This window comes from Amnibacterium setariae (assembly GCF_003581425.1).
Classification (GTDB): Bacteria; Actinomycetota; Actinomycetes; order Actinomycetales; family Microbacteriaceae; genus Amnibacterium; species Amnibacterium setariae.
On the sequence record NZ_QXTG01000001.1, the window covers coordinates 1 to 23,803 of the forward strand.

Sequence of the window (23,803 nt, forward strand, 5' to 3'; positions counted from 1 at the left end):
TTGACAATTGTGCACGCTGTTGAGTTCTCAAGGATCGGCCGCACATCGCCCACCAGGCTTCCACCCAGCAGCTCGAGGCGCCTCGATGACTCCCGCTTCAGCCCTGCCGGAGCACGTCCGTCAGACCCGCCGAAGCGAAGGAGTCGGCCAGGCAGTGGGCGGAGAGTGGGGCTCTTGGAGCCTTTCTCATCCGCGGCGTCGCGCTGACAAGGGAATACAGTACGTGCGGTTCGGTCCTCCTGCAAACACGGCGCGCACCTCGGGCGTGTCGCCCGGAACGACGGGGCTCGGGGACGACGGAGGGGGTCCGGCGCACGCGCCGGACCCCCTCCTCGAACCGTCCCGTCCGTCAGCCGACGGGCTCCCCGAGCGACGCCGCGAGCATCTCGTCGCGCGGCACGACCTTGATGCGGGTGCGTCCGGCCGGCTCCCCGAGCGCGAGCTCGTGCGCGTCCAGCAGGTGCCATCCCTCGACGGTCGTGTAGCGCACGCCCCGGGCGCGCAGCAGGTCCACGACGGACTGCTCGTCCGGGTGCGCCGGGGTCCACCACATGCCCTGGTCGGTGAGCACGTGCTCCACCGTCTCCATCGCGTCGGACTTGGTGTGCCCGATCAGGCCGACCGGCCCGCGCTTGATCCAGCCGGTCGCGTACACGCCGGGCACCAGCGCCCCGTCGTCGCCGAGCACCTGCCCCTCGTGGTTCGGGATCACGCCCCGCAGCGGGTCGAACGGGACGCCCGGCACCGCGGAGCCGAAGTACCCCACCGCCCGGTAGACCGCCTGCACCGCCTGCTCGCGGAACTCGCCCGTGCCCCGGGCGCCGCCGACGCCGTCCGGCTCGGTGCGCTCCCAGCGGATCGCCTCCACCCGTCCGTCGCCGAGGATCTCGACGGGGCGGGCCCACCAGTGGAAGTGCAGGCGCCGGCTCGCGTGGCCGACCTCGCGCTTCCGCCAGGCCTGCAGGATCCGGTCCATCACCATCACCTGCTTGTTGGAGGCGATGGCGGTGCGCGCCTGCTCGTCGTACTCGAAGTCCTCGTCGTGCACGACCATGTCGACGTCGCGCACCTCCCCGAGCTCGCGCAGCTCGAGGGGCGTGAACTTCACGTTCGCGGGCCCGCGACGGCCGAAGACGTGCACGTCGGTCGCCGGCGACGACCGCAGCCCCGCCTCGACGTTCGCGGGGATCTCGGTCGGCATGAGGTCGTCCGGGTGCTTGACGAGCATCCGCGCGACGTCGAGCGCGACGTTGCCGTTCCCGATGACGGCGATCTCGGCCGCCTCGAGGGGCCACTCGCGCGGCACGTCCGGGTGGCCGTCGTACCAGGAGACGATGTCGGCGGCGCCGTAGGACCCGGGCAGGTCGATGCCCGGGATGTCGAGATCGGCGTCCCGGATCGACCCGGTCGCGAAGATCACCGCGTGGTAGTGCTGCTGCAGGTCCTCGAGGGTGATGTCGGTGCCGAAGTCGACGTTCCCGAACAGGCGCACGGCCCCGCCGTCCAGCACCTCGCGCAGCGCGCCGATGATGCCCTTGATGCGGGGGTGGTCCGGGGCGACGCCGTACCGGACGAGGCCGTAGGGGGCCGGGAGGCGCTCGAACAGGTCGATGGAGACGTCGACCCCCCGGTCGGCCTTCTTCGCGATGTCCGCGGCGTAGATGCCGGCCGGTCCGGCGCCCACGATGGCGAGGCGGAGCGTGGTCATTCGTGTCCTTCCGTCAGGGCGGAGCGGTCCGCCGCGGCGTTGGTCGGTTCAGCGGGAGCGGTCGACGAGCACGTCCGCGAAGCGGACCAGCGCGCGCCGGACGGTGCCGGAGGGCAGGGGGTCGAGCGCGGCCTTGGCGGAGTCCGCCCAGCGCATCGCCTCCGCGCGGGTGTCCGCGGTCACCCGGTGGGCGCGCAGCTCGGCCACCGCGCCGTCGACGTCGGCCCCGTCGACGGGCAGCGCCTCGAGCCGCTCGAGCAGCGCGCGGTCCGCGGGGTCGCGGTCCGCGCGGCGGCGGAGGAGCAGCAGCGGCAGGGTCGGCACGCCCGCCTTGAGGTCGGTGCCGGCCTGCTTCCCGGTCTCCGCCTCGTCCGGCGACAGATCGATCACGTCGTCGATGAGCTGGAAGGCGACGCCGATGCGCCGCCCGAAGACGGAGAGCGGCGAGTGGTACTCGACCGGCGCGTTCGCGTAGGCGGCGCCCCACTCCGCGGCCGCGGCGATGAGCACGCCGGTCTTGTCCTCGAGCACGCGCAGGTAGTGGTCGACCGGGTCCTCGTCCGGCGCCGGCCCGACCGTCTCGTGCAGCTGGCCGAGGACGAGGCGCTCGAAGACCTCCGCCTGGGCGAGGATCCCGTCGCCGTGCAGCCCGGCGATGAGCTTGCTCGCCCGCGCGAAGAGCAGGTCGCCCGTGAGGATCGCGACCGAGTTGCCCCACACCTGCTGCGCCGAGGGGACCCCGCGGCGCTCGGCCGCCTCGTCCATGACGTCGTCGTGGTACAGCGAGCCGACGTGGAGGATCTCCACCGCCTGCGCCGCGGTGACCACCTCGTCCGTCACGCCGTCGCCGAGCTGCGCCGTGAGCAGCGTCAGCAGCGGGCGCACCCGCTTGCCGCCCGCGGCGAGCAGGTACCGCGACCGCACGTCGGCGATCTCGTCGTGGAAGGCGACCTGCTCGAGGATCCCGGCCTCGACGCGCTCGAGCCCGGCCTGGATCCGGTCCGCCATCGCCCGGTCCTCCCGGGACGCGAACAGCCGCTCCGTCAGCCGCAGCTGGGCGTGGAGGGACGCGGTGCGCCCGGCCATCGCCTCACCCGGCGTCACTCGCTCGCCCAGACGCCGGCGGACGGCTTCACGCCGCGGTGCAGCGCGACGATGCCGCCCGTCAGGTTCCGGTAGCGCACCTGCCGGAAGCCGGCCTCGCGCAGCCAGGACGCGAGCGTCGTCTGGTCCGCCCACGCCTTGATGGAGTCGCCGAGGTAGCCGTAGGCCGGCGCGTTCGACGAGGCGATCCGCGACACGGTCGGCATCACGCGGTCGAGGTAGGCGAAGTACGCGGCGCGGAAGGGAGCGACCGGCGGCTTCGAGAACTCGCAGACGACGATCCGCGCGCCCGGCTTCGCGACGCGGAACATCTCGGCGAGCGCGCGGTGCGGCTCCGCGACGTTGCGCAGCCCGAACGAGATCGTGACGGCGTCGAACTCGTCGTCGCCGAACGGGAGCGCCTGCGCGTCCGCGAAGACGAACTCGATGCGCTGGTCGTCCGCGTGCCGGGCCCGCCCGACGGCGAGCATCCCCTTGGAGAAGTCCGCGGCGACGACGCGGGCGCCGGTGCGGGCCAGCGCCTCGCTCGACGTGCCCGTGCCGGCGGCGAGGTCGAGGATCCGCTCCCCCGCCCGCGGCGCGACGGCGCGCACGGTCGCGGCGCGCCACAGCTGGGCGTTGCCGCCGGACAGCAGCGTGTTCATGACGTCGTAACGACGCGAGGCCTGGTCGAACATCGCTGCGACATCGGCCGGCGTCTTGCTCAGGTCGGCCGCGGACACGGTCCAGATGGTAGTCGAGCCGCCCAAGTAGCCTGAGCGGATGCTGCAGCCCGGGGACGCCCCATTCCCGGTCACGATCAGGAGGATCGCCTCGGCCGCCGAGGAGCTCGCCGCAGCGGGCGCTCAGCACGGGCCGCCGGTCGCCGTCTGGCGCCGCGACGACGACGTCCTCACGGGCTTCGGCACGGCCGCACGTCTCGTGTTCGCCGGGCCGGGCCGGGTGCTCGACGCGGCCGCCGCGTGGCGGCGCTTCGTCGCGCGGGCCGTCGTCGACTCGGACGCGCCGGACGCCTCGCCCGTCGCGTTCGGGGCCTTCGCCTTCGCGGACCGCTCCGCGGCGCAGAGCGTCCTGCTGGTGCCCCGCGTCGTCGTCGTGCAGCGGGGCGGCGCCGCGCATCGCATCGACCTCGACGAGGTCGGCCCCGTCGTGCCGCCGACGACGGTCCCGCCGGTCGCCCCGTTCCCGCCCGAGGCCTACGAGCGCGCCGTCGACGAGGCCGTGCGCCGGATCCGGCAGGGCGCGTTCGAGAAGGTGGTGCTCGCCAGGCACGTCGTGCTCGACACCCCGGACCTCGACCTCGACGCCGCCCTCCGCCTGCTCGAGGACCGCTACCGCGGCGCCTGGGTGTTCGCCGTCGACGGCGTGTTCGGCGCGAGCCCGGAGACGCTCGCCACCGTGCGCGGCGGCGCCGCGACCTCACGCGTGCTCGCGGGCACCGCGCCCCGCGATCAGGACCCGACCGCCGACGACGCGAACCGCGCCGCGCTGCTCGAGTCGCCGAAGAACCGGTTCGAGCACGCCCTCGCCGTCGACAGCCTCCTGCTGACGCTCGGGCCGGCGACGGACGACCTCGACATCGGCCGGCCGTTCGCGCTCGGCCTCCGGAACGTGTGGCACCTCGCCACCGACGCCACCGCGCGGGTCCGGGCCGGGGTCGGCGCGCTCGACCTCGTCGCCCTGCTCCACCCGACGGCCGCCGTCGCGGGCGCGCCCCGGGAGGCGGCCCTCGCCGCGATCGAGGCGCTCGAGCCCTTCGACCGCCGCCGGTACGCCGGCCCGGTGGGCTGGATCGACGGCCGCGGCGACGGCGAGTGGGCGATCGCGCTCCGGTCCGCCGAGGTGGAGGGCCCGGACCGCGTGCGGGCGTTCGCGGGCGCGGGCGTCGTCGCGGGATCGGACCCGCACCAGGAGCTCGAGGAGACCGGCTGGAAGCTCCAGCCGATCCGCGAGGCCGTCGCCCCCGTCCGGGCGGGCTGACCGCCTCCGCTCAGGCCAGGGGGACGACGACCAGGCTGCGGCCGGCGCTCGGCGCGGTCAGCACCCGGTCGAGGTCGCCGCGGTTCTCGACCCGGCGGTGCTCCCAGCCGAAGGCGGCGGCGAGCGCGGCGTGGTCGACCGGCCGCGGGGTCCGCAGCACGCGGTCGAAGTCGGTCGGGTCCGCGGTCGCGGCGACCTCGAGGGAGTCGAAGATCGTGCCGCCGCCGTCGTCACCGACGATGACCTGGAGGCGGACCTCGGGCTCGCCGGGGGTCCGCAGCAGCGCCCCCACGTCGTGCAGCAGCGTCACGTCCCCGAGCAGGACCCGGGTGGTCCCCGCCCGCTCCGCCTCCGCGAGCGCGAGGGCCACCCCGGTCGCCGTCGAGACGGTGCCGTCGATGCCGGCGAGCCCGCGGTTCGCGAGCACGCGGATCCGCTTGCCGGGCACCGCGGCGTCCATCTCGCGGATCAGCCGGCTCGCGCCCACGACGAGGCGGTCGTGCGGCCAGGTCGCCCGCCACACGGCGTCGACGAGGGCGCGCCGGGTGATCGGTGCGCGCAGGGCGGCGAGCTCGCCGCGCTGGTGGGCGCGCAGCTCCTTCGACCCCGGGTGCTCCGGATCGCCGGCGTAGGGCAGGTCGTCGGTCTCCTCGAGCAGCCGCCGGGAGGCCGCGACCCACGACCCCCGCCACGCGCGGTCGGGCTCGGCGGCGGCCGCGACGACCGCGCTCGTCCGGGTCGCGCGGCCGCGCGTCGGGTCGAACCACTCCCCGCCGGGCGGACCGACGAGCACCGCGTCGACCTCCGGCCGGGCGAGGAGGCGCGGCACCTGCCGCGACAGCGTGGGGTGGCCGAACACGACCACGCGCTCGATCCGGCCGCCGAAGTCCGGGTCGTCGAGCAGCGGGCGGTAGGCGCCGACGAGCTGCGGGCCGAAGCGGGCGCCGCTCGACACCTCCGCGAGCAGCGGAGCGTCCAGCGCGCGGGCGAACGCCTCGGCGTCCTCCCCGGCGCGGTCGCCCGCGATCACCACGGTGCGCGGGCCGGGCTCGATCCGCAGCGGCGCGTCGTCCCGCACCGGCGCGCGCAGCGCATCGCCCACGGGCTGCAGCTCGCCGACGGCGCTCGACAGCGGCTCCCGGTACGCGAGGTTCACCTGCACCGGCTGCCGCTCCCGCACCGCGACGGTCCAGGCGTGCTCGGCGACGGCGGCGGCGACCGCCAGGTCCTCGTCGTCCTCCGGGGCGGCGACGTCGAGCACCTCGGCGACCGCGACGCCGAGGGCGCCGGGCTGGACCGTCGTCTGGTTCGAGCCGGTGCCGCGCAGCTCCTCGGGGCGGTCGGCGGTGAGCAGGAGGAGGGGGACGCCGGCGTGGTGCGCCTCCAGCGCCGCGGGGTGCAGCTCGGCGACGGCCGTGCCGGACGTGACGATCACGGCGACGGGCGTGCCCGTCTCGGCGGCGAGGCCGAGCGCGGTGAAGCCGGCGACCCGCTCGTCGATCCGCACGTGCAGGCGCACGGCGCCCTGCCGGGCCAGCGCCGCCGCGGCGAGCGCGAGCGCCTGCGAGCGGGAGCCGGGGGAGACCACGACGTGTCGCATCCCGAGCCCGGCCAGCCGGGCGAGCAGCCGCGCAGCGGCGGCCCCCGCGGGGGACGTCCCGGTCATCGCGGGCCGGGCGTCAGCGACGACCGGCGTCGCCGCCGTCGTCGTCGGTGTCCGGATCGAGGTTCGCGAGCTCCTGCTCCAGCGCCCGCCAGCGCGCGTCGTCCGGCTCCTGGACGGTCGTCGTGGGACGGCCGTGCGAGCCGATGAAGTCGGGGTCGTCGTCCGGCCCGATGAAGCGGGGCGCCTGGCGCGGCCGGGCGGGGCCGCGGCCGAGGAGCAGCCACAAGAGCGGGCCGACGACGGGCAGCACCAGCGCGACGAGGATCCACGCCCAGCGCGGCAGGGCGCGCACGCGACCGCGCTCGGTGAGCGCGCAGTCGACCACCGCGAAGACGGTGAGCACCGTCGCCGCGATCGCCGCGAACACGAGCACCCTCGCCATGGCGGCAACTGTACGTGCGTCGCGGACCGCGGCCGCGCGGGATCCGGGCCCATCGCATTGGAATCCCCTGTGGGCGCCGAGGGCGGGCCACAGCGGGCGCGGTGCCTACACTCGGAAGGTCATGCCCGATCAGCGCCCGTCCCTCGCTCTCGCGTTCGTCGCGTACTCGGCGCTGCGGATCGCGCTGTTCGCGGTGCCGCTCGTCGTCATCTACGCGCTGTCCGGCAACCCGATCCTGTCGGCCGTGCTGGCCGCCTTCATCGGGTTCGTGCTGTCGATGATCCTGCTCGACAAGCAGCGGGGCGCGGTCGCCCGGTTCCTGAAGCAGCGGGCGGAGAGCCGGCGGGTCGTCTCCGACGAGACCGTCGAGGACGAGGCGGTCGACGGGGCCGCGGGTCAGAACGACAGCGCCGCCGCGAGCCCCAGGCCGTAGACCAGCGCCTCGATGCCGGTGAGGCTGAGCGCGAGGATCAGCTCGCGCGGGGTCTTCGCGGTCGCCGTGATGAGCACCGCGGGCACCGCGAGCAGCAGCACGAGGAAGACGAGCGGCGCGAGCGGGTAGAAGAGCGTCAGGTAGCCGACGACGAGGAACGGCACCGCCATCAGCACGCCGAAGAGGATCCGGCTGCCGCGGGCGCCGATGCGGACGCTGAGGGTGCGCTTGCCCGCCGCCTCGTCCTGCTCGATGTCCCGCAGGTTGTTGACGACGAGGACGGCGGAGGCGATGCAGCCGATCGCGAGCGCGCAGAACCAGCTCTCGGCCGTGACCGTGCCGGCGATCACGTAGCTCGTGCCCGCCGTGGCGGCGACGCCGAAGAAGAGGAAGACGGCGATCTCGCCGAATCCTGCGTAGCCGTAGGGACGCTTGCCGCCGGTGTAGAACCAGGCGGCGGCGAGCGCGAGCGCGCCGACGATCAGCAGCCACCAGTGCTGCGTGAGCACGACGATGACGAGGCCCGCGACGGCGGCGAGCGCGAAGCAGACGATCGCGGCGGTCAGGACCGCGCGGGGCGAGGCGGCGCCGGAGGCGGTGAGCCGGGCGGGGCCGACGCGGTAGCGGTCCGTGCCGCGGACGCCGTCGGAGTAGTCGTTCGCGAAGTTCACGCCGATCTGCAGCAGGAGCGCCACGGCCAGCGCGACGAGGGCGAGCCGGTAGTCGCCGTCGAGCCGCTGGCCCCAGACCGCGCCGGTGCCGAGGGCGACGGGCGCGACGGCGAGCGGGAGGGTGCGGGGCCGCGAGGCGCCGATCCAGCCGGCGACGCCGGCCCGGGCGGGTGCGGCGGACGGCGCCTTCACGGTCGCGCCGGGGCGCCTCCGCACCGGGGGCCGTCTCGTCGTGCTCGCCTTCGCCACGGCGCTCGATCCTAGGAGCCCGGCGCCGGTCCGGCGGCTCAGCGCCGCGCGGCGAGGGCCTGGAGGGCGCGCCGATCGGGCTTCCCCGAGGGCAGGAGCGGGATCTCCGGCACGACGACGAGGCGACGCGGGGCCGCCGCCCGCCCCAGCCCGGCGCCGACGACCTCCCGCACCGCGGCGAGGTCGACCGGCGCGGTCGTCACGACCACCGGCACCTCGCCCCACTCCGGGTCCGCGCCGCGCACGACGATCGCCTGCCCCAGGCCGGGGATGCCCTGCACGGCGCGCTCCACCAGGCCGAGGGACACCTTCTCGCCGCCGGTGATCACGACGTCGTCGAGCCGACCGGTGACGGTCAGCCGCTCGCCGTCCCACTCCCCCGCGTCGCCCGTCCGGTACCAGCGGCGCCCGGGCTCCTGCAGGAAGGCGGCGGCGGTCCGGTCGGCGTCCCCGAGGTACCCCTCCGCGAGCGTCGGGCCGGACAGCTGCACCTCGCCGTCGACGACGCGCACCTCCACGCCGGCGAGGGGCGCGCCGTCGTAGACGCAGCCGCCCGCCGTCTCGGAGGCGCCGTAGGTGCGCCGGACCGCGATCCCGGTCCGCGCGGCGCGGTCCGCCAGCTCGGCCGGCAGGCGCCCGCCGCCGATGAGCACGGCGTCGAGCGCGTGCACCGCGGCGCGCACGTCCGCGTCGCCGGCCTCCACCGCCTCGACCACCCGGTGCAGCTGCGTCGGCACGAGCGCCGTGTACCGGCGCCGCTCGGGCGGGAGGGCGAGCACGGCGTCGGCGAGCGCGCGAGCGGTGAACGGGCCCGGCGCGATGGGCACCGGCTCCGTCCCGGCGGCGACGGCCCGCACGATCACCTGGACGCCGGCGATGTAGTGGCCGGGCAGCGCGAGCACCCACTCGCCGGGCCCGCCGAGCGCGCTCTCGGTCGCCGCCGCGGAGGCGAGCAGCGCGCCGGACGACACCGCGACCGCCTTCGGCGTACCGCTCGTGCCGGAGGTGGCGACGACGACCGCGACGGGGAGCGGCACCCGGTCCGGCACCTCCGGCGGCACCGCGCCGGCCGCGAGCGGCAGCACGGCGGCACCGGTCCCGTCGAGCGCCGCCCGGATCGCGGGCACCAGCGTCTCGGGGGCGTCCGGGACGACCGCGAGCTCCCGCATCAGGCGGCGCCCATCAGAAGGCGTACGGCGAGCCGGACCAGTCGGGGTCGCGCTTCTCGAGGAAGGCGTCGCGCCCCTCCCGCGCCTCGTCCGTGCCGTAGGCGAGCCGCGTCGCCTCGCCGGCGAAGACCTGCTGGCCGACCATCCCGTCGTCGACCGCGTTGAAGGCGAACTTCAGCATCCGGATCGCGGTCGGGGACTTGCCGAGGATCGTGCGCGCCCAGTCGATCCCGGCGGTCTCGAGCTCCGCGTGCGGCACGACGGCGTTCACCGCCCCGAGCTCGTACGCGCGCTGCGCCGAGTACTCGCGGGCGAGGAAGAAGACCTCCCGGGCCGCCTTCTGGCCGATCTGCCGGGCGAAGTAGGCGCTGCCGTAGCCGCCGTCGAACGAGCCGACGTCCGCGTCGGTCTGCTTGAAGCGGCCGTGCTCGGCGGACGCGATCGTGAGGTCGCAGACGACGTGGAGGGAGTGGCCGCCGCCCGCCGCCCAGCCGGGCACGAGGGCGATCACGACCTTCGGCATGAAGCGGATCAGGCGCTGCACCTCGAGGATGTGCAGCCGGCCGCCGGTCGGCGCCTGCTCGTCGCCCTCGTAGCGGTAGCCGTCGCGCCCGCGGATCCGCTGGTCGCCGCCGGAGCAGAACGCCCAGCCGCCGTCCTTCGGGCTCGGGCCGTTGCCGGTCAGCAGGACCACGCCGACCCGGGGGTCGGTGCGCGCGTCCTCGAGCGCGCGGTACAGCTCGTCGACGGTCTTCGGCCGGAACGCGTTGCGCACCTCCGGGCGGTCGAACGCGATGCGGGCGATGCGCCCGTCGAGGCTGCGGTGCGCCGTGACGTCGGTGAACCCGTCCGCGACCGCCGACGGCGTCCAGACCTCGGGATCGAACAGTTCGGACACGGGCATGCCGGTCAGGCTACGGCGGCAGGATGAGGGGGTGCTGCCCGACCTCGACGACCTGCTCGGCGGGCTGCGGGTGGTCGCGCTCCCGCTGCACACCCGCTTCCGCGGCATCACGGTGCGCGAGGCGGCGCTGTTCGAGGGGCCGGAGGGCTGGACCGAGTTCGCGCCGTTCGTCGAGTACGACGACGCCGAGGCCGCGCGCTGGCTCGCCGCGGCGGTCGAGTACGGCTGGTCGCCCTCCCCCGCCCTGCACCGGACCGACGTGCGGGTCAACGCGACCGTGCCCGCGCTGCCGGCCGCGGACGTGCCCGCCGTGCTCGCGCGGTTCCCGGGCTGCCGGACCGCGAAGGTGAAGGTCGCGGAGCCCGGCTCGGCGCCCGAGGACGACGTGGCCCGCGTCGCCGCCGTGCGGGAGGCGCTCGGCCCCGAGGGCCGGGTGCGGATCGACGCGAACGCCGCCTGGAACGTGGACGAGGCGGAGCACGCGCTCCGCGCGCTGGCGCCCTCCGACCTCGAGTACGTCGAGCAGCCGTGCGCGACGGTCTCGGAGCTCGCCGAGCTCCGAGACCGGATCCGCGACCTGCGCATCCCGATCGCGGCCGACGAGTCGATCCGCCGCGCTGCCGACCCGGAGCGCGCCGCCGCCGTCGTCGACGTCGTGATCGTGAAGGCGGCGCCGCTGGGAGGCGTGCGCGCCGCGCTCGCGCTGACGGAGCGGCTCGGTCGGCCCGCGGTCGTGTCCTCCGCGCTCGACACGTCGATCGGGCTCGCGATGGGGGCGCACCTCGCGGCGGCGCTGCCCGAGCTCCCCTACGACTGCGGGCTCGGCACGGCGGCCCTGCTCGCGGCCGACGTGGTCGAGGACCCGCTGCTGCCGGTCGACGGCGCGATCCCGGTGCGCCGCTCGGTCCCCTCCCCGCGCCTCCTCGACCGCTGGGCGGCCGAGCCCGAGCGCGCCGCCTGGTGGGCGGACCGCATCCGCCGGGTGCACGCGCTGCTCGCCTGACCCCTGCGATCGAGCGCCCGGAGCGATCGAGCAGGACTTCCGCGGTCGAGCAGGACTTCAGCGCCTCCCTCGTCCTGCTGGAGCGAGGAGGTCCTGCTGGATCGCTCCGGCGCGCGCCGACCGGAGCACGACCGCAGGGACCGGGAGCTCCAGCCGCCGGAGACGCGGTCCGGCCCCGGCGTCGTCGCTGCGGCCGGCCGTCGTGCTCGCGCGCGTGCCCCGAGGAGCGATCGAGCAGGACTTCCGCGGTCGAGCAGGACCTCAGCGCCTCCCTGGTCCTGCTGGATCGAGGAGGTCCTGCTGGATCGCTCCGGCGTGCGCCCGTGAGCGCGGCGGCTACTGGCCGGTGGGCAGGCCGCTGTAGGAGTGCAGGCCGTGGAAGAAGACGTTGACCACGCCGAAGTTGAACAGGATGCAGGCGTAGCCGATCAGGTTCAGCCAGGCCGAGCCGGTGCCGCGCCAACCGAGGGTCGCGCGGGCGTGGAGGTAGCCGGCGTAGACGACCCAGATGATGAACGTCCACACCTCCTTGGTGTCCCAGCCCCAGTAGCGCCCCCACGCGTGGTTCGCCCAGATCGCGCCGGCGATCAGGGTGAAGGTCCAGAGGATGAAGCCGACGACGCTGATCCGGTAGGCGAGGTTCTCGAGCCGGTCCGCGTCCGGGATCGTCGCGAGCAGGCGCAGGCGGTCGCCGCGCCCCGCACCGAGCCGCTTGCCGCGGCGGACCTGCAGCAGCTGGGCGGCCGACAGCGCGGCGGCGAGCGTGAAGAACCCGGTGCCGAGCATCGCGACGAGCACGTGCAGCACGAGCCAGTACGACTGCAGGGCCGGCGGCAGCGGCGAGACGGCGACGTGGAAGCTCACCGTCGAGATGCCGAGCAGCACGACGACGAAGCCGGAGATGACGGAGCCGAGGAAGCGCAGGTCGATGCGGGTCAGCGAGACGAGGTAGACGACGACCATGATCAGCGTCCCGGTCATCGCGAACTCGTACATGTTCGCCCACGGCACCCGCCCGGCGGCCACCCCGCGGAGCACGGCCGCCCCGAGGTGGAGCAGCACACCGACCACCAGCAGCGCGATGCCGGTCCGGGCGGCGGGGCGCCGCGTGGACGCTGCCGCTGCGGGCGGCGCGGGCGGCGCCTCGACCAGCACCGCGGTGCCGCCGGACGCGGCCTCCGTGGCCGCGGAGCCGCGGCGCACGAGGTCGACCCGCGCCTGGGACTCGGCGGAGCGGCGCGCGAGGTCGAGCGCGAACGCGATGAAGGCGAACAGGTACACCGCGATCGCGGAGATCAGCAGCAGCTCGGAGAAGGAGTCGAGCGGGTTCACGTCAGCAGCCTAGGTGTCGGTGCGGGCGGGGCCCGCGGATCGGAGGGAGCGGTCAGGCGGGACGCATCCCGCGGGGTCGTTCAGACGGGGGCGGGTTCGCGGGCGGCCGCGGGGAGCGCGGCGCGGTGGTCCCGCTCGAGCTCGGCGACCGCGCGGACCAGGCCGGGGTCGTCGCCGCGGGCGAGGCCCGCGTACTCGACGAGGACCCCGTCGCCGTCCTCGCGCACCTTGATCCACATGCGGCGGCGCGGGATCAGGAGGGAGGCGATGAGGCCGATGACGGCGAGCGCGACGAACAGCGCGACGACGCCCTGCGAGGGGTCGTGGTGGATGTCGAGGGCGGCGTAGCGGGTGATGCCGTCGAGGGTGACGGTGCCGAGGCCGTCGGGCAGCGTCCGCGTCTCGCCGACCTTCAGCTGCAGCGGGTCCTTGATCCCCATGACCTGCTTCATGCCGGCCGTGTCGAGCTCGTAGACGTTCTTCGGCGTGCCCGCGTCGAGCCCGACGTCGCCCACGTACACCTGCATGGACAGCAGGCTCTGCGTCCCGACGCTCGGGAAGATGGAGACGAAGGAGCCGTCGGTGCGCTCCGCGGCGGTCGGGTAGAGGAAGCCGATCATGCCGATCTGCTTCGCCTCGTCGGTGGTGTCGGGCACCTTCACGACGCCGAGCGAGGTCATCTTCGAGTCGGTGGGCCGGAACGGGACGGTCTGCGAGAAGGCGACCGACCCGTCCGCGTTCCGCACGGTGATGTGCGGCGCGTAGCCGTTGCCGAGCAGGAAGACGCTCGTGCCCTGCACGTCGAGCGGCGAGTTGACCTTGATCGTCGCGTCCTTCGGCGCCTGGCCGGGGACGGTCGTCGTGACGTGGGCGGTGTAGTCGAGCGGCTGCCCCAGCGCGTCGAGGTTCCGCTGCTCGTACGTGACGTCGAGCCGGTCGAGCTTCAGCGCGTACGGCGCGAGCGAGTCGTCGCCGAAGAAGCGGCCGGGGTTCAACGAGTCGTACTGGGTCTGCCCGTTCACGAACGTGTCGCCCGTGACGAGGATCTTCTGCCCGGTGTAGGTGAACCCGCCGCCGACGAAGACCGCGACGAGCACGCCGACGAGCGCGCTGTGGAACAGCAGGTTGCCCGTCTCGCGCAGGTACCCGCGTTCGGCGGAGACGCTGTCGCCGTAGCGCGCCGTGCGGTAGCGGGCGCCCTTCAGCACCCGCTCCCCCGCGTCCACCGCCTCCGCCACCGTCAGGCCGGGCAGCTGGACCGACGACGACGCGGGCAGCTTCGTGAAGCGGGAGGGCGTGCGCGGCGGCGCCTTCCGCATCGCCCGCCAGTGGTGCTTCAGGCGCGGCACGACGCAGCCGATCAACGAGATGAAGAGGAGCAGGTAGATCGCGGAGAACCAGAACGACGTGTAGACGTCGAAGCCCTGGATGGCGTCGACGACCTTCGCGAGCCCGGGGTTGTCCTGCCGGTACTGGATGACGCCGTTCGGGTCGCTCGAGTTCTGCGGGATCAGCGAGCCGGGCACCGCGGCGACGGCGAGCGCGAGCAGCAGCAGCAGGGCCGTGCGCATGCTCGTGAGCGTCCGCCATCCCCAGCGGAGCCACTCCAGCGGGCCGAGCCGCGGGTTCACGACCGCGCCGTCGTCGGCGAACCGGTCCTGGGCGTCAGAGGGCCGGGACATAGCTCGCCACCGAGGACTGGAGGGCGCCGATCGCGGCGCCCCAGACGCCCGTGATCATGAGGACGCCGATGACGACGAGGAGCGCCCCGCCCGCGAGGTTGATCGCGCGGACGTGCCGCCGGAGGGCGTTCACCGCGCCGGTCGCCCAGCCGAACCCGATCGCGATGAGCACGAACGGCAGGCCGAGCCCGAGGGAGTAGCAGACCGCGAGCGCGATCGCCGTGCCGAGCGAGCCGGAGGAGAGTGCGAGGCCCTGGATCGTCGCGAGCATCGGCCCGAGGCACGGCGTCCAGCCGACCGCGAAGACCGCGCCGAGCACCGGGGCGCCGACGAGGCCGGCGCGCGGGCGCCACTCCGGCGCGAACCGCTGCTGCAGCGGGCCGAGGCCGCCGATGAACACGATGCCGAGCAGGACGACCACGACGCCGGCGATGCGGGTGATCAGGTCCTGGTACCGGACCAGGAAGGTGCCGGCCGCGCCGAAGGCGACGGAGGTGAGCACGAAGACGAGGGAGAAGCCGAGCACGAACAGCGCGGCGCCGAGCACGATCCGCGACCGCGCGCGGGCGCCGGAGCGGTCGACGCCGCCGACGTAGCCGAGGTAGCCCGGCACGAGCGGCAGCACGCAGGGCGACGCGAAGGAGAGCACCCCGGCGGCGAGCGCGACCGGCGCGAGCAGGAGCAGCCCGCCGGACGTGCTCATCTCGCCGTCCCGTCGACCGCGTCCTCGATCAGCGTGTTCAGCACGGACTTGTTCGCGAGCCCGATGATGCGCGCGACCACGCGCCCGTCGCCGTCGAGCACGAGCGTCGACGGCACCGCCTTCGGGGGCTTGCTCGCGGTGAAGGCGAGCTGCACCGCGGCGCCGCCCTCCTGGTCGACGATGCTCGGGTAGGGCGTCTTGTAGGTGCGCTCGAAGGCCGCGGCGGTGGGCGCGTCGTCGCTGACGTTCACGCCGACGAACTGCACCCCCTGCTTCGCGTAGCGCTCCGACAGCGAGTTCAGGGTCGCGGCCTCCGCGCGGCACGGCGGACAGCCGGCGTACCAGAAGTTCACGACGAGGACCTTCCCGGCGTACTGCTTCGACGCGAACGCGGACCCGTCGGTGGTCTTGCCGGAGAAGACGACCGGCGCGGTGTCCGGGTCCTTGAACTGCGAGACCGTGCCGCCGTCGGTGCCGGGGATGTACCCGGGGTCGGCGACCCCGGCCTGCGGGCCGGCTTCGGTGCAGCCGGTGAGCAGGAGGGCGGCCGCGAGCAGCGGCGCGAGGAGGCGCGTGCGGCGCATCAGGTGGCTCCCTGGTCGACGGCCCCGACGAGCAGCGCGCCCGCCGGGTCCTCGTAGCCGGTCTCGACGACGCGGCCGTCGCGGATCGCGAAGGAGGTGACGGAGGAGAGCGAGCAGCGCCGGTGCCGCGGGTCGTGGGCGAGCGGGGCGCCGACCACGCTGCGGTGCACCATCCAGATCGGCAGCTGGTGGCTCACGATCACGACGTCGTGGTCGGGGTCGCCGGCGCGCAGCGCGTCCAGCACGGCGAGGCGCATCCGGTCCCGCACGGCCGTGAACGGCTCGCCCCAGGAGGGGCGGAGCGGGTTGCGGAACAGCGCGAGCTCCTGCGGGTGGCGGAGCACGCTCTCCCGCACCCGCTTGCCCGCGAAGCGGTTCGCGGCCTCGATGACGCGGTCGTCCGGCTCGATCTCGAGCCCGAACGTCTCGGCGATCGGCTGGGCCGACTGCTGGGTGCGCAGCAGCGGGGACGCGACGAGGCGTGTCACGGGCTTGTCGGCGAGCCACTCCGCGGTCCGCGCCGCCATCGCGCGACCCCGTTCCGAGAGCCGGAACTCCGGGAGTCGCTCGTAGACCACCCCGGCGGGGTTGTGCACCTCGCCGTGGCGGACGAGATGCAGGGCTCGCGCGACCACCCCCGAAGTGTAAGGAGCCCGGCCGTGACCGTCTGCCACAAGCCGTAGAAAAACCGGATTCCTCCCGGATCGGACCGGAAACGGACCACGGAGCGGGCGCACGTAGGCTGGTGCGCCGTGACTGAGCGCTCCTTGATCGCCGACCTCGCCGCGCGCGAGGACGGGCCCGTGACCGTCGGCGGCTGGGTCGAGACGGTGCGCGATCAGAAGAAGGTGCAGTTCCTCGTCCTCCGCGACGAGACCGGCGCCGTGCAGCTGGTGCGGCCGCGACCGGAGGGCGACGACGAGGTCTCGCTCGCGATCTCGGGCGTCCCGCTCGGCAGCTTCGTCCGCGTCGAGGGCGCGCTGAAGCACGACGAGCGCGTGAAGCTCGGCGGCATCGAGGTCAAGGTCGACTCGTTCGACGTCGTCGCCGCGAGCGAGCCCGAGCAGCCGATCGCCGCCGACTCCTCCATCGACAAGCGGCTCGACCACCGCTTCCTCGACCTGCGCAACCCGGTGAACGCGCTGGTCTTCAAGGTGCAGACGACGTTCGAGCACGCCCTCCGCACCTGGTGGGTCGAGCACGGCTACATCGAGGTGCACACCCCGAAGCTGATGAACAGCCCCTCGGAGTCGCGGGCCGAGCTGTTCCAGGTGCCCTACTTCGAGACGACGGCGTACCTGGCGCAGAGCCCGCAGCACTTCAAGCAGATGGCGCAGGCGGCCGGCTTCGGCAAGATCTTCGAGATCGCCGACGCGTTCCGCGCGGACCCCTCCTTCACCGCCCGGCACGCGACCGAGTTCACGAGCATCGACGCGGAGATCAGCTGGATCGACTCGCACGAGGACGTGATGGCGATGCACGAGGCCGTGCTCGTCGCCGGGTTCCAGGCGGTCGCGGACAAGCACGGCGAGGAGATCGAGCGCCTGCTCGGCATCACCGTCGAGGTGCCGTCCGTGCCGTTCCCGCGCATCCCGCTCGCCGACGCGCTGCGGATCGTCGCCGAGCGCGGCTACGTCGTGCCCCGCGCCGACGGCGACCTCGACCCGGAGGGCGAGCGACGCATCTCGGCGTACGTGAAGGAGGAGTTCGGCCACGACTTCGTGTTCGTGACGGACTACGCGACCGGGATCCGGCCCTTCTACCACATGCGCGACGCCGACGACCCGGGCATCACGAAGAGCTACGACCTCGTCTACCGGGGCACCGAAATCTCCACGGGCGCCCAGCGCGAGCACCGCATCGAGGTCCTGCTCGAGCAGGTCCGCGACAAGGGCCTCGATGCCGACGAGCTGCAGTCGTACCTCGAGTTCTTCCGCTTCGGCGTGCCGCCGCACGGCGGATTCGGCATGGGCCTCGCGCGCGTGCTGATGCTCATGCTCGAGCGCGCGAGCATCCGGGAGACGACCTACCTCTTCCGGGGCCCGAACCGACTGCTGCCCTAGTCGCGTCCAGCGAGTACGCCCCTTCTGGGCACTGCCTGTCCAGGCTGCGTCCAGGAGGATGGCGCGCATGAGCGACACCGCGCCGGACGCGCCCGACGAGGCCGGCGAGGTGCGGGCCGAGGCCGAACGCGCCCGACCGCTGGACCACGGCCCCCAGACCGGAGGACTGCCGCCGATCTGGGCGGACACCTTCGGGCGGATCGCCCTGCGCAGCCTGCAGGCGATCATCGTCGTCGTCCTCGCGATCGGCGTGGTCTTCGCGGCGATCACGCTGAAGCTCGTCGTGCTGCCGGTCGTCATCGCCCTGATCCTCGCGGCGGCCTTCGCCCCGCTGACCGGCGCGCTCAAGCGGCGCCGCGTGCCGGCGCCGATCGCCGCACTCGTCTCGCTGCTGCTCGGCGTCGGGCTCCTGGTCGGGCTGCTCGCCATCGTCGGCGCCGCGGTCGCCTCGCAGCTCGACACGATCGTCAGCAGCGCGAGCAAGGGCTTCGGCCAGCTGCAGACGATCCTCTCGAACGGCTCGCTGCCGATCGACACGAAGCAGATCCAGAAGGCCGAGCAGGCCGCGACGTCGTACCTGAGCAGCGGCGCGTTCGGCAGCACGGCCCTGTCCGGGCTCTCGGCGGTCGGCAACCTGCTCACCGGGCTGATCCTGCTGATCTTCGTGCTGTTCTTCTTCCTGAAGGACGGCCCGATGATCTGGAACTTCCTCATCCGGCCGCTCGCGGGCGAGCGCCGGGCCCGCGCCGAGCGGATCGGGCACAGCAGCATCCGGGTGCTCGGCGGCTACGTCCGCGGCACCGCCCTCGTCGCCGCGATCGACGCGGTCTTCATCGGCGGCACCTCGCTGGTCGCGGGCGTCTCGCTGTGGCCCGCGATCACCGTGCTCGTCTTCGTGACCGCCTTCATCCCCGTGGTCGGCGCGGTCGTCTCCGGCATCGTCGCCGTGCTCGTCGCGCTCGCGCTCGGGGGCGTCGGTCCGGCCATCGCCGTGGCGATCGCCGTCATCGTGACGCAGCAGGTCGAGGGCAACGTGCTGCAGCCCATCATCATGGGCAGGACGCTGTCGCTGCACCCGCTCGTGATCCTGCTGGCGCTGACGGCCGGCTCGCTGCTCGGCGGCATCGTCGGTGCGATCCTCTCCACACCGACGGCGAGCGTGATCTGGACCGCCGCCAAGGCGTGGCGCGGTGTCGAGGTGGACGACGACGACGACCCCGGGACGAGGCGTCGGAAGGCCCGAGGAGCGCGGGCGACGAAGCCGGCCTGAGCCGGCGGTCCGCCGCGGCTCAGGCGTCGGTGGCCGCGAGGAGGTCGGCGCGGAGCCGCTCCGGGTCGATCCGCCAGCGGTCGTGCAGCGCCGTGCCGATCAGCACGACCGGGATGTCGTCGTGCCACCGCGCGTCGAGGTCGGGCTCGTCGAGGATCGACCGCTCGGCGACCTCCACGGCCACCCCGTCCGCGGCGAGACCGCCCACGACCTGGGCGACGACCGCGCGCGCCTCCTCGCAGAGGTGGCAGTCGGGCTTCCCGATGAGGGTGAGAGAGGGCGTCAGCACCCTCCCGAGGCTATCCGCGGGCGGCTCCGCTCGTGCACCTCGAGCAGCGCGGAGGGAGACCTGGAACGGGCCGACCTAGACTGACGCGGCGATGACCGACGACGCCGCGACCCCGCTCAGGACGCTGCCCGTGGCCGCCTTCTTCGACGTCGACAAGACCCTGGTCAACGGCGCGAGCCTGCTGTTCCTCGCCCGGGCCGCGCGGTCGCTCGGCATCGTGACGTGGCGGGACCTCGCGCGCTTCGGCTGGAAGGCCGTGTCGTTCCGGCGGCACGGCGAGACGCTGTCGGTGCTCGACGAGGTGCGCGACCGGGGGATGCAGCTGCTCGCCGGCCAGCGCGCCGACCGCCTCCACGCCCTCGCGGCGAAGGTCGTCGAGACGATGCGGCCGCGGATCTGGCCGGAGACGCGCGACCTGCTGCGCGCCCACCTCGACGCGGGCCACGAGGTCTACCTGATCTCGGCGACGCCCGACTTCCTGGCGCAGGAGCTCGCCGCGTCGCTCGGCGCGACGGCGGGCATCGGCAGCGGCCTCGAGATCGAGGACGGCGTCTTCACGGGTCGGTTCACGTCCGGCACCATGCACGGCCCGGAGAAGGCCCGCGCGGCGCAGGTGCTGATGGCCGACCGCGGGTTCGACCCCGTCGACTGCTACGCGTACAGCGACTCGAGCAACGACCTGCCGCTGCTCACGGCCGTGGGCACGCCCGTCGCGGTCAACCCGGACCGCGGCCTCGACCGGCACGCGCGGGCCGAGGGCTGGCGGGTGCTCGAGCTCGACCCGGCCAGCATCCGCGCGGAGCGGAAGCGCGTCCGCGCGGCGTCGCGCCGGCGCACGGCCTGACCGGGCCCGAGCCCGTTCACGGATCGCGGCGCGCTGCGCCGCGATCGATCACTTCTTGTTGCGGCGCTGGTGGCGGGTCTTGCGCAGGAGCTTGCGGTGCTTCTTCTTCGCCATCCGCTTGCGGCGCTTCTTGATGACCGAACCCATGAGTTCTCCTTGACGTTGCGAGGTCGCCCGTACCGGTGGAGGGGACGCGGACGTCCTCCTCACCGCGTCCCGGCGCGGCGCAGAGCACCGCGGGACGCGACCGCGCCCTCGAATCGGCGCGGAAGAGCCCCGACAGTCTAGAGCGACGCGGCGGGCCGCTCGAACCGGGCGCCGATCAGGCTGAGCGGGAGACGTCGACGACGTGCGCCGACATCGCGTCCTGCACGGCGGACGCGGGCACCCGGAAGGAGCGCCCGAACCGCACGGCCGGCAGGTCGCCCGAGTGCACGAGCCGGTAGACCGTCATGCGGGAGACCCGCATGATGTCCGCGACCTCGGCGACCGTCAGGAACCGCGCATCGTTCAGACCGGGCATGCCTCCCCCTCCTGCGCCGAGACCACCGCTCGAGCGGATCGTCGGACCACGATACGTGTCCCCCGAACGGGGGTCCAGGGGTGGACGGCAGGGGTTCAGCGACGCAGCCGCCCCACGACCGCGGCGGCGGTCGAACCGATGCGCACGGCGGCGGTCCTCGCCCGAGGCGTCAGGGGGTGCACCGGCGCCAGCCGCACCACCTCCTCGACCTCGTCGCCCACGGGCCGGTCCGCGGCGACGGCCGGCTTGAGGAACGCCCCGAGCCACTCGGCGACGGGTTCCAGGCTGGTCGGCTCGAGCCGGTAGTACCGGTGCTGGCCCTGCTCGCGCACGGTCACCACCTGGAACTCCCGCAGCGTCTTCAGGTGCTTCGAGACGGTCGGCTGACTGAGGCCGAGCTCGGCGACGAGCTGGCCGACGCTGGCCTCCCCCGTCCCGTCCGGCTCCTCCGTGCGCGAGAGCAGCGCTCGCAGCAGCTCACGCCTCGTCGGGTCAGCGATGACGTCGAACAGGTCCGCCACGGGGCGAGCGTATGCCCTCGCAGCGTCGAGCACCATGCCGCGCGGTGCATGGAACCGGCACCGGTCCGGCCGAGGTCCGCGGCCTACACTGCCCGGGCACGCGGGAGGTGCGCGATGAGCGGTTCTGAATCGCAGGAGCAGATCGCGGAGGCGGTCCTGAGGGTGCGGAACGTGCGGACCGTGCCGCTGGTGCGGCTCGCCCACGAGGACGGCACCGAGCGCGCCGTGGTCGTGCTGCGGGTCGGCCTGCCCCCGGCACTGTCGCTCACCGATGTGGTGACCGCGATCGCGCACGTGCAGCTGACCGTCTCCCGGCTCGCCCCGCCGGGTGCCGCCGTGCACGTCGAGCCCGACGTGGCCGCCGACGAGGCGACGCCGACCGAGGCGATCGTCATCCGCGCGCTCGAGTGACCCCCGGGCCGCGACGGCCTTCGAAGAACCCGCGCAGCACCGCCGAGCACTCCTCGGCCCGGACGCCGGCCACGACCTCGACGCCGGTCGGCGGCCGGCGGTCGCGGACGACGTCGAGCACCGACCCCACCGCGCCCGCCTTCTCGTCCCAGGCGCCGAACACGAGCCGCCCGACTCGCGCCGCCAGCAGGGCGCCCGCGCACATCGTGCAGGGCTCCAGGGTCACGACGAGCGTGCAGTCGTCGAGCCGCCAGCCGCCCCGCGCCGCGGCCGCGTCGCGGAGCGCGACGACCTCGGCGTGCGCCAGCGGGTCGCCGGTCGCCTCTCGCAGGTTGTGCCCCCGGCCGATCACCGCCCCGGCCGGGTCGAGCACCACCGCGCCGACGGGGACGTCGTCCGTCGCGAGGGCCAGCCGCGCCTCGTCGAGCGCGAGCCCGATCGCCGCCCGATCACCGTCCACGTGTCCTCCCGACGCCGCCGATAGCCTTCCACCATGCGCGTGCACGTCGCCGACCACCCCCTCGTCACGCACAAGCTGACCCTGCTGCGGGACAGGAGCACCCCCTCCCCCACGTTCCGGGCGCTCGCCGAGGAGCTCGTGACGCTGCTCGCGTACGAGGCGACGCGGAGCGTGCGCACCGAACCGGTGCGGATCGACACGCCCGTCGCCAGCACCGACGGGCTCGCGCTCGCGACCCCGCTGCCGCTCGTGGTCCCGATCCTGCGCGCGGGCCTCGGGATGCTCGAGGGCATGGTGAAGCTCGTCCCCACCGCGGAGGTCGGCTTCCTCGGCATGGTCCGGAACGAGGAGACGCTCGAGCCGACCGTGTACGCCGAGCGCCTGCCGAACGACCTCGAGTCGCGGCAGTGCTTCGTGCTCGACCCGATGCTGGCGACCGGCGGCAGCCTGATCGCGGCGATCGACTACCTCTTCGACCGCGGCGCCCGCGATGTGACCGCGATCTGCTTGATCGCCGCACCCGAGGGCCTCGCCGCCGTGGAGCGGGCGACGGAGGGGCGCGACGTGACGATCGTGCTCGGCTCGCTCGACGCGCGGCTCGACGAGCGCGGCTACATCGTGCCCGGCCTCGGCGACGCGGGCGACCGGCTCTACGGCACCGTCGCGAGCTGAGCTCCCGTCCTCCGCGGATCCGCAGTTCCTCCGCGGATCCGCATTTCCGGGGCGACACGCCGCTCTTCCGACCTCGTTCGACGGCGTGTCGGGCAGGAACTGCGGATCCGCGCACGGGGCGTCGTGGTTGACACGTCCCGCAGTGCGCGCCACAATCGCGGTCATGTCATCCGCCCTGCGCTGCACGATCGCCGTTCCGGCCCGTCAGGCTCCGCAGTCGATGATGTGCGGCATGTCCAGCCGCCGAATGTGTCGCTGAACCCTCGGTAGACGTCCGCCCGGCACTCCGCCCGGGCCCCGCGCACCGCTGTGCGCGCTCTCCTCCGCAGCTCTCAGTCTTCGGCCGTCGCTCCCGACGAGCGGGCCCATTCGCATCAAGGACACCACCTCCATGTCGCTCGCGACCGTCTCCGACCTCTCCGCCTCCCGCACCGCCCAGCAGACCGGCCTCCGCGTCGTGCCCGACGGCAGCGAGGCCCGCGGCTTCGCCCTCTACGTCGGCATCGACGAGGAGAAGGCCCGCGCCGCCGGGATCGACCTGCCCGCGCTCGTCGACGCGCTCCGCACCCTGACCGCGGAGCTCGTCCCCGACGCCGAGACCTACGCCGCCGTCGCCCTCGCGCCCGCCGGGCTCGGCGGCCGCGACGTCGACATCGTGCGCCGGGCGCTCGCCGACCGGGCCCCCGCCGGCACGCCGGCCGCCACCGTCGCGAAGCGCCGGCGCACCGGGCTCACCCTCGACCTCGGCCGCAAGAAGCTGCGCATCGACGGCGAGACCGCGCCCCTGACCTACCGCGAGTTCGAGCTGCTCCAGTTCCTCGTGCTGCGCGAGGGCCGCACGGTCTCCCGGGTGGAGATCATCGACGCGCTCTGGACCGACGGCGAGCACGAGGTGCCGAACGAGCGCACCATCGACGTGCACGTCCGCCGACTGCGGGCCAAGCTCGGCGAGTACGGCGAGGTCGTCCGCACGGTCCGCGGGGGCGGCTACCGCTTCGACCGCCACGCGGACGTCGTGATCCGCTACGGCGAGGGACCGAGCCCCGACCGCTTCTGAGTTCATGGCCGCGCCGACGCCGCTGCGGCGCAGCTGCCTCGCTCGCCGTGGGCGGCTCGACTCGGCACTCACGGCTGCGCCGCGTTGAAAAGGGGACTGCCACCGGGTGATCAGTGTGTTCTG

27 protein-coding genes are annotated in these 23,803 nt (G+C 74.2%); 9 read left to right on the forward strand and 18 right to left on the reverse strand.

Features of this window, described 5'->3' with window-relative positions:
• Positions 1-349: 349 nt before the first annotated feature.
• The 3 genes from D1781_RS00005 to D1781_RS00015 are packed head-to-tail and all read right to left on the reverse strand — an operon-like array spanning position 350 to position 3,534.
• Complete coding sequence (locus tag D1781_RS00005; protein WP_119480270.1) at positions 350-1,708, reverse strand: FAD-dependent oxidoreductase; 1,359 nt, start codon at positions 1,706-1,708, stop codon at positions 350-352.
• A gap of 48 nt (positions 1,709-1,756) precedes the next feature.
• A complete protein-coding gene (locus D1781_RS00010) occupies positions 1,757-2,794 on the reverse strand; it encodes a polyprenyl synthetase family protein (RefSeq protein WP_119480271.1) in 1,038 nt (345 codons plus the stop codon).
• A 14-nt stretch (positions 2,795-2,808) separates the two neighbouring features.
• Positions 2,809-3,534: a class I SAM-dependent methyltransferase gene (locus tag D1781_RS00015; RefSeq protein WP_119480272.1), complete on the reverse strand. Its 726-nt coding sequence runs from the start codon at positions 3,532-3,534 to the stop codon at positions 2,809-2,811.
• 40 nt (positions 3,535-3,574) lie between these two features.
• Between D1781_RS00015 and D1781_RS00020 the strand changes: the two genes are divergently transcribed.
• The gene (locus D1781_RS00020) at positions 3,575-4,792 is read left to right on the forward strand and encodes an isochorismate synthase (protein WP_119480273.1); all 1,218 of its coding nucleotides are present in this window, start codon (positions 3,575-3,577) and stop codon (positions 4,790-4,792) included.
• 10 nt (positions 4,793-4,802) lie between these two features.
• Here D1781_RS00020 and menD read toward each other — a convergent pair whose 3' ends face one another.
• Together menD and D1781_RS00030 are read right to left on the reverse strand one after the other, a co-directional pair.
• On the reverse strand, positions 4,803-6,458 hold the full coding sequence (gene menD / locus D1781_RS00025) for a 2-succinyl-5-enolpyruvyl-6-hydroxy-3-cyclohexene-1-carboxylic-acid synthase (RefSeq protein WP_119480274.1): 1,656 nt from the start codon (positions 6,456-6,458) through the stop codon (positions 4,803-4,805).
• A gap of 13 nt (positions 6,459-6,471) precedes the next feature.
• Complete coding sequence (locus D1781_RS00030) at positions 6,472-6,840, reverse strand: PLD nuclease N-terminal domain-containing protein (protein WP_119480275.1); 369 nt, start codon at positions 6,838-6,840, stop codon at positions 6,472-6,474.
• Positions 6,841-6,961: 121 nt separating this feature from the next.
• On the opposite strand from D1781_RS00030, the gene D1781_RS00035 reads away from it, so the two are divergent.
• Positions 6,962-7,273 carry a DUF4229 domain-containing protein gene (locus D1781_RS00035; RefSeq protein WP_158589942.1) on the forward strand — a complete coding sequence of 104 codons (312 nt, stop codon included), beginning with the start codon at positions 6,962-6,964 and terminating at the stop codon, positions 7,271-7,273.
• On the opposite strand, the gene D1781_RS00040 is transcribed toward D1781_RS00035, so the two are convergent.
• Genes D1781_RS00040 through D1781_RS00050 form a run of 3 tightly spaced genes read right to left on the reverse strand, consistent with a single transcriptional unit; the run spans position 7,237 to position 10,266 of the window.
• Complete coding sequence (locus D1781_RS00040; RefSeq protein WP_119480277.1) at positions 7,237-8,193, reverse strand: 1,4-dihydroxy-2-naphthoate polyprenyltransferase; 957 nt, start codon at positions 8,191-8,193, stop codon at positions 7,237-7,239. The genes D1781_RS00035 and D1781_RS00040 overlap by 37 nt on opposite strands.
• A gap of 38 nt (positions 8,194-8,231) precedes the next feature.
• On the reverse strand, positions 8,232-9,362 hold the full coding sequence (locus tag D1781_RS00045) for an AMP-binding protein (RefSeq protein WP_119480278.1): 1,131 nt from the start codon (positions 9,360-9,362) through the stop codon (positions 8,232-8,234).
• Between the two features lie 13 nt (positions 9,363-9,375).
• On the reverse strand, positions 9,376-10,266 hold the full coding sequence (locus D1781_RS00050; RefSeq protein ID WP_119480279.1) for a 1,4-dihydroxy-2-naphthoyl-CoA synthase: 891 nt from the start codon (positions 10,264-10,266) through the stop codon (positions 9,376-9,378).
• A 31-nt stretch (positions 10,267-10,297) separates the two neighbouring features.
• Between D1781_RS00050 and D1781_RS00055 the strand changes: the two genes are divergently transcribed.
• Positions 10,298-11,269 (forward strand): o-succinylbenzoate synthase, encoded by a 972-nt coding sequence (locus D1781_RS00055; protein WP_233550844.1) that lies wholly within the window; start codon positions 10,298-10,300, stop codon positions 11,267-11,269.
• 336 nt (positions 11,270-11,605) lie between these two features.
• Here D1781_RS00055 and ccsB read toward each other — a convergent pair whose 3' ends face one another.
• The 5 genes from ccsB to D1781_RS00080 form a co-directional block, all read right to left on the reverse strand.
• Entirely contained in the window at positions 11,606-12,601 is a 996-nt protein-coding gene (gene ccsB, locus D1781_RS00060; RefSeq protein ID WP_233550846.1) for a c-type cytochrome biogenesis protein CcsB, read from the reverse strand.
• Positions 12,602-12,681: 80 nt separating this feature from the next.
• A complete protein-coding gene (gene resB / locus D1781_RS00065; protein ID WP_119480281.1) occupies positions 12,682-14,283 on the reverse strand; it encodes a cytochrome c biogenesis protein ResB in 1,602 nt (533 codons plus the stop codon).
• Positions 14,267-14,986 carry a cytochrome c biogenesis CcdA family protein gene (locus D1781_RS00070; RefSeq protein WP_119480282.1) on the reverse strand — a complete coding sequence of 240 codons (720 nt, stop codon included), beginning with the start codon at positions 14,984-14,986 and terminating at the stop codon, positions 14,267-14,269. Before D1781_RS00070 ends, resB begins: the two co-directional genes overlap by 17 nt.
• Positions 14,983-15,570: a TlpA family protein disulfide reductase gene (locus D1781_RS00075; protein ID WP_119480283.1), complete on the reverse strand. Its 588-nt coding sequence runs from the start codon at positions 15,568-15,570 to the stop codon at positions 14,983-14,985. The genes D1781_RS00070 and D1781_RS00075 overlap by 4 nt, the downstream gene beginning before the upstream one ends.
• Positions 15,570-16,205, reverse strand: a complete 636-nt coding sequence (locus D1781_RS00080; RefSeq protein WP_119480284.1) for a histidine phosphatase family protein — start codon at positions 16,203-16,205, stop codon at positions 15,570-15,572. The genes D1781_RS00075 and D1781_RS00080 overlap by 1 nt, the downstream gene beginning before the upstream one ends.
• A gap of 117 nt (positions 16,206-16,322) precedes the next feature.
• Between D1781_RS00080 and aspS the strand changes: the two genes are divergently transcribed.
• Entirely contained in the window at positions 16,323-17,633 is a 1,311-nt protein-coding gene (gene aspS, locus D1781_RS00085; RefSeq protein WP_119480285.1) for an aspartate--tRNA(Asn) ligase, read from the forward strand.
• A gap of 67 nt (positions 17,634-17,700) precedes the next feature.
• Positions 17,701-18,903, forward strand: coding sequence for an AI-2E family transporter (locus D1781_RS00090; RefSeq protein ID WP_158589943.1), 1,203 nt, complete (start codon positions 17,701-17,703; stop codon positions 18,901-18,903).
• A gap of 19 nt (positions 18,904-18,922) precedes the next feature.
• On the opposite strand, the gene D1781_RS00095 is transcribed toward D1781_RS00090, so the two are convergent.
• Positions 18,923-19,192 (reverse strand): glutaredoxin family protein, encoded by a 270-nt coding sequence (locus D1781_RS00095; protein ID WP_119480287.1) that lies wholly within the window; start codon positions 19,190-19,192, stop codon positions 18,923-18,925.
• A 91-nt stretch (positions 19,193-19,283) separates the two neighbouring features.
• Here D1781_RS00095 and D1781_RS00100 point away from each other — a divergent pair, with 91 nt between their 5' ends.
• A complete protein-coding gene (locus D1781_RS00100; protein WP_119480288.1) occupies positions 19,284-20,036 on the forward strand; it encodes an HAD family hydrolase in 753 nt (250 codons plus the stop codon).
• A 48-nt stretch (positions 20,037-20,084) separates the two neighbouring features.
• Here D1781_RS00100 and D1781_RS00105 read toward each other — a convergent pair whose 3' ends face one another.
• From D1781_RS00105 to D1781_RS00115, 3 genes are all read right to left on the reverse strand, one after another.
• Complete coding sequence (locus D1781_RS00105) at positions 20,085-20,183, reverse strand: 30S ribosomal protein bS22 (protein WP_003792170.1); 99 nt, start codon at positions 20,181-20,183, stop codon at positions 20,085-20,087.
• Between the two features lie 175 nt (positions 20,184-20,358).
• Entirely contained in the window at positions 20,359-20,559 is a 201-nt protein-coding gene (locus D1781_RS00110) for a helix-turn-helix domain-containing protein (RefSeq protein WP_119480289.1), read from the reverse strand.
• Between the two features lie 95 nt (positions 20,560-20,654).
• A complete protein-coding gene (locus tag D1781_RS00115) occupies positions 20,655-21,080 on the reverse strand; it encodes an ArsR/SmtB family transcription factor (protein WP_119480290.1) in 426 nt (141 codons plus the stop codon).
• Between the two features lie 114 nt (positions 21,081-21,194).
• Here D1781_RS00115 and D1781_RS00120 point away from each other — a divergent pair, with 114 nt between their 5' ends.
• Complete coding sequence (locus D1781_RS00120; protein ID WP_147391990.1) at positions 21,195-21,491, forward strand: hypothetical protein; 297 nt, start codon at positions 21,195-21,197, stop codon at positions 21,489-21,491.
• Here the strand turns inward: D1781_RS00120 and D1781_RS00125 are convergent.
• On the reverse strand, positions 21,472-21,951 hold the full coding sequence (locus tag D1781_RS00125; RefSeq protein ID WP_233550848.1) for a nucleoside deaminase: 480 nt from the start codon (positions 21,949-21,951) through the stop codon (positions 21,472-21,474). The two genes, D1781_RS00120 and D1781_RS00125, sit on opposite strands and share 20 nt — an antisense overlap.
• Positions 21,952-21,984: 33 nt before the next feature.
• Between D1781_RS00125 and upp the strand changes: the two genes are divergently transcribed.
• Together upp and D1781_RS00140 are read left to right on the forward strand one after the other, a co-directional pair.
• Positions 21,985-22,623: a uracil phosphoribosyltransferase gene (gene upp, locus D1781_RS00130; protein WP_119480292.1), complete on the forward strand. Its 639-nt coding sequence runs from the start codon at positions 21,985-21,987 to the stop codon at positions 22,621-22,623.
• A 391-nt stretch (positions 22,624-23,014) separates the two neighbouring features.
• Positions 23,015-23,680, forward strand: a complete 666-nt coding sequence (locus tag D1781_RS00140) for a winged helix-turn-helix domain-containing protein (RefSeq protein WP_119480294.1) — start codon at positions 23,015-23,017, stop codon at positions 23,678-23,680.
• The last annotated feature ends 123 nt before the right edge of the window (positions 23,681-23,803 follow it).

Excerpts from the sequence above, each read along its gene's own strand:
- D1781_RS00005 (WP_119480270.1), bottom strand. The coding sequence starts at position 1,708 with ATGACCACGCTCCGCCTCGCCATCGTGGGCGCCGGACCGGCCGGCATC.
- D1781_RS00010 (WP_119480271.1), bottom strand. The coding sequence starts at position 2,794 with ATGGCCGGGCGCACCGCGTCCCTCCACGCCCAGCTGCGGCTGACGGAG.
- D1781_RS00020 (WP_119480273.1), top strand. The coding sequence starts at position 3,575 with ATGCTGCAGCCCGGGGACGCCCCATTCCCGGTCACGATCAGGAGGATC.
- menD (WP_119480274.1), bottom strand. The coding sequence starts at position 6,458 with ATGACCGGGACGTCCCCCGCGGGGGCCGCCGCTGCGCGGCTGCTCGCC.
- D1781_RS00030 (WP_119480275.1), bottom strand. The coding sequence starts at position 6,840 with ATGGCGAGGGTGCTCGTGTTCGCGGCGATCGCGGCGACGGTGCTCACC.
- D1781_RS00035 (WP_158589942.1), top strand. The coding sequence starts at position 6,962 with ATGCCCGATCAGCGCCCGTCCCTCGCTCTCGCGTTCGTCGCGTACTCG.
- D1781_RS00045 (WP_119480278.1), bottom strand. The coding sequence starts at position 9,362 with ATGCGGGAGCTCGCGGTCGTCCCGGACGCCCCCGAGACGCTGGTGCCC.
- D1781_RS00050 (WP_119480279.1), bottom strand. The coding sequence starts at position 10,266 with ATGCCCGTGTCCGAACTGTTCGATCCCGAGGTCTGGACGCCGTCGGCG.
- resB (WP_119480281.1), bottom strand. The coding sequence starts at position 14,283 with ATGTCCCGGCCCTCTGACGCCCAGGACCGGTTCGCCGACGACGGCGCG.
- D1781_RS00070 (WP_119480282.1), bottom strand. The coding sequence starts at position 14,986 with ATGAGCACGTCCGGCGGGCTGCTCCTGCTCGCGCCGGTCGCGCTCGCC.
- D1781_RS00075 (WP_119480283.1), bottom strand. The coding sequence starts at position 15,570 with ATGCGCCGCACGCGCCTCCTCGCGCCGCTGCTCGCGGCCGCCCTCCTG.
- D1781_RS00090 (WP_158589943.1), top strand. The coding sequence starts at position 17,701 with ATGAGCGACACCGCGCCGGACGCGCCCGACGAGGCCGGCGAGGTGCGG.
- D1781_RS00100 (WP_119480288.1), top strand. The coding sequence starts at position 19,284 with ATGACCGACGACGCCGCGACCCCGCTCAGGACGCTGCCCGTGGCCGCC.
- D1781_RS00105 (WP_003792170.1), bottom strand. The coding sequence starts at position 20,183 with ATGGGTTCGGTCATCAAGAAGCGCCGCAAGCGGATGGCGAAGAAGAAG.
- D1781_RS00110 (WP_119480289.1), bottom strand. The coding sequence starts at position 20,559 with ATGCCCGGTCTGAACGATGCGCGGTTCCTGACGGTCGCCGAGGTCGCG.
- D1781_RS00120 (WP_147391990.1), top strand. The coding sequence starts at position 21,195 with ATGAGCGGTTCTGAATCGCAGGAGCAGATCGCGGAGGCGGTCCTGAGG.
- upp (WP_119480292.1), top strand. The coding sequence starts at position 21,985 with ATGCGCGTGCACGTCGCCGACCACCCCCTCGTCACGCACAAGCTGACC.
- D1781_RS00140 (WP_119480294.1), top strand. The coding sequence starts at position 23,015 with ATGTCGCTCGCGACCGTCTCCGACCTCTCCGCCTCCCGCACCGCCCAG.